The sequence below is a fragment of the Streptomyces sp. NPDC051452 genome (genome assembly GCF_044454765.1).
Taxonomy (GTDB): Bacteria; Actinomycetota; Actinomycetes; order Streptomycetales; family Streptomycetaceae; genus Streptomyces.
The window spans coordinates 1-6,077 of sequence record NZ_JBITEB010000039.1 but is presented as its reverse complement, the minus strand read 5'-3'; the positions used below and the strand labels follow the sequence as shown (position 1 = coordinate 6,077).

Genomic DNA, 6,077 nt, shown 5'->3' with positions numbered 1-6,077 from the left:
CGGTGCCGGTGCCGGTGCTGGAGTCGGCGCCGTGGGTGTGGCCGGTGTCGGCGCGGGGCGAGGAGGCGCTGCGGGCGCAGGCGGCACGGCTGCTGGCGTTCACCGAGACCCACCCCGAGCTGGACCCGGCCGCGGTGGGCCACACCCTGGTGGCCGGCCGCACGGCCCACCCGTACCGGGGTGTCGTGATCGGCGGCAGCCGCGAGGAGCTGGCGGCGGGACTGCGGGCCCTGGCCGACGGCCACGACTCCCCGCACGCCGTCACCACCGGCGCCGAGGCCACCGGCGGCCGCACCGTCTTCGTGTTCCCCGGCCAGGGCTCGCAGTGGGCCGGCATGGCCCGCGAACTCCTGGACACCTCGCCGGTGTTCCGGGCCGGCGTCGAGCGGTGCGCGCAGGCGCTCGCCCGGTTCGTGGACTGGTCGCTGCCGGACGTCCTGCGCGGCACGGCCGGAGCGCCCCCGCTGGAGCGCGTCGACGTCGTCCAGCCCGCCCTGTTCGCGGTGATGGTCGCGCTCGCCGACGTGTGGCGGGCCGCGGGTGTCACCCCGTCCGCCGTCATCGGGCAGTCCCAGGGCGAGATCGCCGCCGCGTACGTCTGCGGCGCGCTCGACCTGGAGGACGCGGTGCGCGTCGTGGCGCTGCGCAGCCTCATCACCCGCGACCGGCTGGCCGGCACCGGCGCCATGGCCTCGGTGGCGCTGCCCGCTGACACCGTCGCCGAGCGGCTCGCCGCCCTCCCCGAGCGGGTCGAGATCGCCTCCGTCAGCAGCCCCGCGGCCACCGTCGTGGCGGGCGCCCCCGAGGTGCTGGACGCGCTGCTCGCCCAGTGGGAGGCGGAGGGCGTCCGAGCCCGCCGCATCCCCGTCGACTACGCCTCGCACTCCGCGTACGTCGAGGCCATCGAGGCGGAACTGCTCGCGGCGCTCGCCCCCGTCTCGCCCCGCCCGTCCCGCATCCCCTTCTACTCCACGGTCACCGGCGAGGTCCACGACACCACGGGCCTGGACGCCGCCTACTGGTACCGCAACCTGCGCTCCACCGTCCGCTTCGCCGACACCACCCGCGCACTCCTGGCGGACGGCTACCGGATGTTCGTCGAACCGACCGCCCACCCCCTGCTCACCTCCGCCGTGCAGGAGGTCGCCGAGGCCGCCGGCCTGCCGGCCGTCACCCTGGAGACGCTGCGCCGCGACGACGGTGGCCCGGTCCGGCTCACCCAGGCCCTGGCCCGCGCCCAGGCGCACGGCGCGCCCGTCGACTGGCGGGCCGTCCTCGGCGCCGCCCCCGAGCCCGTCGACCCCGCCGACCTGCCCACGTACGCCTTCCGGCACGCCCCGTACTGGCTCGACGCCCCGGCGCGCTCCGGCGACGCCACCAGCCTCGGCCTGGAGGCGCTCGACCACCCGCTGCTGGGTGCGGCCGTCGTCTCGGCGGAGGACGGCACCACGCTGTTCACCGGCCGGCTCTCGCAGCGCACCCACCCCTGGCTCGCCGACCACGCGGTGTCCGGCACGGTCCTGCTGCCCGGCACCGCCCTGCTGGAACTGCTGGTGTGCGCGGGCGACCGGGTGGGGTGCGCGGCCGTGGCGGAACTCGACCTGGCGGCGCCCCTGACGGTGCCGCGCGACGGCGGTGTCCACATCCAGGTCACGGTGTCCGCCGCCGACGCCGAGGGCGGCCGGGACGTCGGCGTCCACGCGCGGCGCGACGACGATCCGGACGGCGCCTGGACCTACCACGCCGGTGGCCGGCTCACCGCCGACCCGGCCGCCGTCGAGGAACCCGCGCCCGCCGTGTGGCCGCCGGAGAACGCCGAACGGATCGGGACGGACGGCGCCTACGAGCGGCTGGCCGACGCCGGTTACCTCTACGGCCCCGCCTTCCGCGGCCTCACCGCCGCCTGGCGGCACGGCGAGGACCTGTACGCGGAGGTCGCCCTCGGCGCCGACCGGCACAAGGAGGCCGGCGCGTTCGCCCTGCACCCCGCGCTGCTGGACGCCGCCCTGCACCCGCTGATCGTGCGCGGCCCCGACGACCCCGAACGGGAGGTCGTCCTGCCCTTCGGCTGGTCCGGGGTGCGGCTGCACGCCACCGGGGCCACCACGCTGCGCGTCCGGCTCGGCCGCCTGAGCCCGGACACGGTGTCGGTGACGGCCTGGGACCCGGCCGGCGCCCCCGTCCTCACGGCCGAGGCGCTGACGGTCCGCCCGCTCGCACCGGACGCGCTCACCGCCACGAGCACCGCCCACCGCCGGCTGCACGCCGTGGACTGGCTGCCCCTCCAGGACGGCCCGGCCGTCACGGACCGGCCCCTGGTGGCCCTCGGCGACGGCTGGCCGCTGCCCTCGTACGCCGACGTCCGCGGGCTGCTCGACGGGCTCGGCACCGGCCCCGCCCCCGCCGCGGTCCTCACCACCGCGCCCCCCGCCGGGCCCGCCGACAGCGACCCCGGCGCCGCCCTGCGGGCACGGCTGGAGGCCGTCCTCACCCTGGTGCGTGCCTGGCTCGCCGAGGAGCGGCTCGCCGAGCTGCCGCTGGTGCTCGTCACCACCGGGGCCGTCGCCACCGGCCCGCACGAACGCCCCGCCTCCCCGGCGGACGCGGCCGTGTGGGGGCTGCTGCGCTCGGCGCAGCGCGAACACCCCGGCCGTTTCGTCCTGCTGGACCTGGACACCCCGCACGCGCTGCCCGACGGCGTGCGCGCCCTGCCGGCCGACGAACCCGAACTCGCCGTCCGAGCCGGCCGGTTCCTCGTACCGCGCCTGGTGCGGGCCGACCGCGACGGTGCCTTGCCGGTGCCGGCCGGCACCGACGCCTGGAAGCTGGTCAGCACGGCCAAGGGCAGCCTGGAGAACCTGGCGCTGGCCCCCGCCCCGGAGGCGACGGCCCCCCTGGAAGCGGGCCAGGTGCGGCTCGCGGTGCGCGCCGCCGGACTGAACTTCCACGACGTCGTCCTCGCCCTCGGCATGATCGAGGAGGAGCGGGACCGGTTCGGCTACGAGGCCGCGGGCATCGTCGTCGACACCGGCCCCGGGGTGAGAGGCCTGGCCCCCGGGGACCGCGTCCTCGGCCTGGTCCGGGACGGCTTCGGGCCGCTGGCCGTCGCCGACGCCCGGCTGCTCGCGCCGATACCCGACGGCTGGGACCACACCCGCGCCGCGTCCGTACCGGTCGCCTTCCTCACCGCCTACTACGGCCTGGTCGACCTCGCCCGGCTCGGCCCCGGCGACACCGTGCTGATCCACGCCGCGGCCGGCGGGGTCGGCATGGCCGCCGTCCAGCTGGCCCGCCACCTGGGCGCCGAGGTGTACGCCACGGCGAGCCGCGGCAAGTGGGACACCCTGCGCGCCATGGGCCTGTCCGACGACCGGATCTGCGACTCGCGCACCCTCGACTTCGAGCGCCGGATCCGCGAGGCCACCGGCGGACGCGGGGTCGACGCCGTCCTCGGTTCCCTGGCGGGCGACTTCGTCGACGCCTCCCTGCGCCTGCTGGCCCCCGGCGGCCGGTTCGTGGAGATGGGCAAGACCGACGTCCGCGACCCCGGTCGGATCGCCGCCGACCACCCCGGTGTCCGCTACCACGCCTACGACCTGAACCTGGTCGACCCCGGGCGCGTGCGGGAGATGCTCGCCGATGTCATGGCCCTTTTCGCGGACGGCACCTGCACCCCGCTGCCGACCGCGGCCTGGGACCTGCGCCGCGCCCCCGCCGTCTTCCGGCACATGAGCCAGGCCCGGCACACCGGCAAGCTCGTGCTGACCGTGCCCCGCCCGCTCGACCCCGAGGGCACCGTGCTGATCACCGGCGGCACCGGCACCCTCGGCGGCCTGGTCGCCCGGCACCTGGTCACCGGGCACGGCGTACGGCACCTGCTACTGACCAGCCGGCGCGGACCCGCCGCACCCGGCGCGGACACCCTGGTGGCGGAGCTGACGGCGCTCGGCGCCCGGGTACGGGTCGCCGCCTGCGACACGGCCGACCGTGCCGCCCTGGCCGCGCTGCTGGACGGGATCGACCCGGACCACCCGCTCACCGCCGTCGTGCACGCGGCCGGCACGCTGGACGACACCCCCGTCGAACGGCTCACCGCCGAGGGGCTCGACCGGGTCCTGCGCCCCAAGGCCGACGCGGCCCGCCATCTGCACGAGCTGACCCGCGGCCACGACCTCGCCGCCTTCGTCCTGTTCTCCTCGGCCGCCGGCACCCTGGGCACCGCGGGCCAGGCCAACTACGCCGCCGCCAACGCCTACCTCGACGCCCTCGCCCAGCTCCGCCGGGCCGAGGGACTGCCCGCCGTCTCCCTCGCCTGGGGCCTGTGGGAGGAGGCCAGCGAACTCACCGGCACCCTCGACGCGCAGGACCTGCGCCGGCTGCACCGCACCGGGGTGGCCGCCCTGCCCACCGCCGAGGCCCTGGCCCTGCTGGACGCCGGACTGAGCGCGGCCCGCGCCGACCTGGTCCCGGTCCGGCTGGCCACGACCCACCTCACCGGCCCCGACGTACCGCCGCTGCTGCGCTCGCTGGTGCGGCGCCCCGGCCGGCGTCGGGCCGGGGCGGCCACCGGCGGCCCGAGCCCGGCCGAGCGGCTGGCGGCGCTGCCCGAGGCCGAGCGGCGCCAGGCACTCCTCGACCTGGTGCGCGAGCACGCGGCCGTCGTCTTCGGGGAGGCCTCGCCCGCCGCCATCGGTCCGAACCAGGTGTTCCGCAAGCTCGGTTCGGACTCGCTGACCTCGGTCGAGCTGCGCAACCGGCTCAAGGAGGCCACCGGTCTGAAACTGTCCGCCACCCTCGTCTTCGACCACCCCACCCCCGCCGCCCTCGCCGACCACCTGCACGAACGCCTCGCCCCCGCCCCGTCCGCCGAGCCCGGCCCGGCTGACGGCACGACCCCGGCGCTCCGGGCCGACACCGCCGACGCCCACGAACTACAGCGCCTGGAGGGAGAGTTCGAGGCGCTGCTGATCACGGCAGCGGACGACGAGGCGCGCCGCAGGATCGGCGACCGGCTGCGCGACCTGCTGCGCCGCCACGACCCGCACCCCACCGAGGACGCACCCGGCACGGACCTCGAACAGGCCACGGACGACGAGTTGTTCGCGGCGCTCGAAGAAGAACTGGGCTTCTCCTGAAGGCCCCTTGAGACCGCTGGACGCGAGGAAGGTTGACGTCCCCATGGGGAACGCGAACAACGACAGCGGCGGCACCGGCCCCGCCACCGACGACAGACTGCGCGACTACCTGCGCCGGGCCACCACCGAACTGCGCGAGGTGAAGAAGCGGCTGCGGCAGGCCGAGGCGCGCGACACCGAACCCGTCGCGATCGTCGGCATGGCCTGCCGCTACCCGGGCGGCGCCGGCTCGCCGGAGGCCCTGTGGGAGCTGGTCGCGGCCGGCCGCGACGTGCTGGGCGACCTGCCCGGCGACCGCGGCTGGAACACCGAGGACCTCTACGACCCGGACCCCGACCACCCCGGCACCTCCTACGCCCATCAGGGCGGATTCCTGCGGGACGCGGCCGAGTTCGACGCCGAGTTCTTCGGCATCTCGCCGCGCGAGGCCCTCGCCATGGACCCCCAGCAGCGGCTGCTGCTGGAGACGAGCTGGGAGGCGCTGGAGCGGGCGGGCATCGACCCCACCCGTCTGCGCGGCAGCGCCACCGGCGTGTACGTCGGTGCCATCGCCCAGGACTACGGGCCGCCCCTGCACCAGGCCTGGGAAGGCACCGACGGCCACCTGCTGACCGGCGGCACCGCCAGCGTCCTGTCCGGCCGGATCTCCTACACCCTCGGCCTGGAGGGCCCGGCGGTCACCGTCGACACGGCCTGCTCCTCCTCGCTGGTCGCCCTGCACATGGCGATGCAGTCGCTGCGCGCCGGCGAGTCCACCCTGGCCCTCGTCGGCGGGGTCACCGTCATGGCGACCCCCGGCATCTTCGTGGAGTTCTCCCGGCAGCGGGGCATGGCACCGGACGGCCGTTGCAAGGCGTTCTCCGCCGACGCGGACGGCACCGGCTGGGGCGAGGGCGCGGGCGTGCTGGTCCTGGAGCGGCTGTCGGACGCGGTCCGCGCGGG

Annotated in this window: 2 protein-coding genes; both read left to right on the top strand. The window is 76.9% G+C overall.

Annotated features, from left to right (window positions below):
• Positions 1-44 precede the first annotated feature (44 nt).
• Positions 45-5,135, top strand: coding sequence for an SDR family NAD(P)-dependent oxidoreductase (locus ACIBA9_RS38025; RefSeq protein ID WP_399370342.1), 5,091 nt, complete (start codon positions 45-47; stop codon positions 5,133-5,135).
• Positions 5,136-5,178: 43 nt separating this feature from the next.
• On the top strand, positions 5,179-6,077 hold an 899-nt coding region (locus ACIBA9_RS38020; protein ID WP_399370340.1), incomplete at its 3' end, for a beta-ketoacyl synthase N-terminal-like domain-containing protein.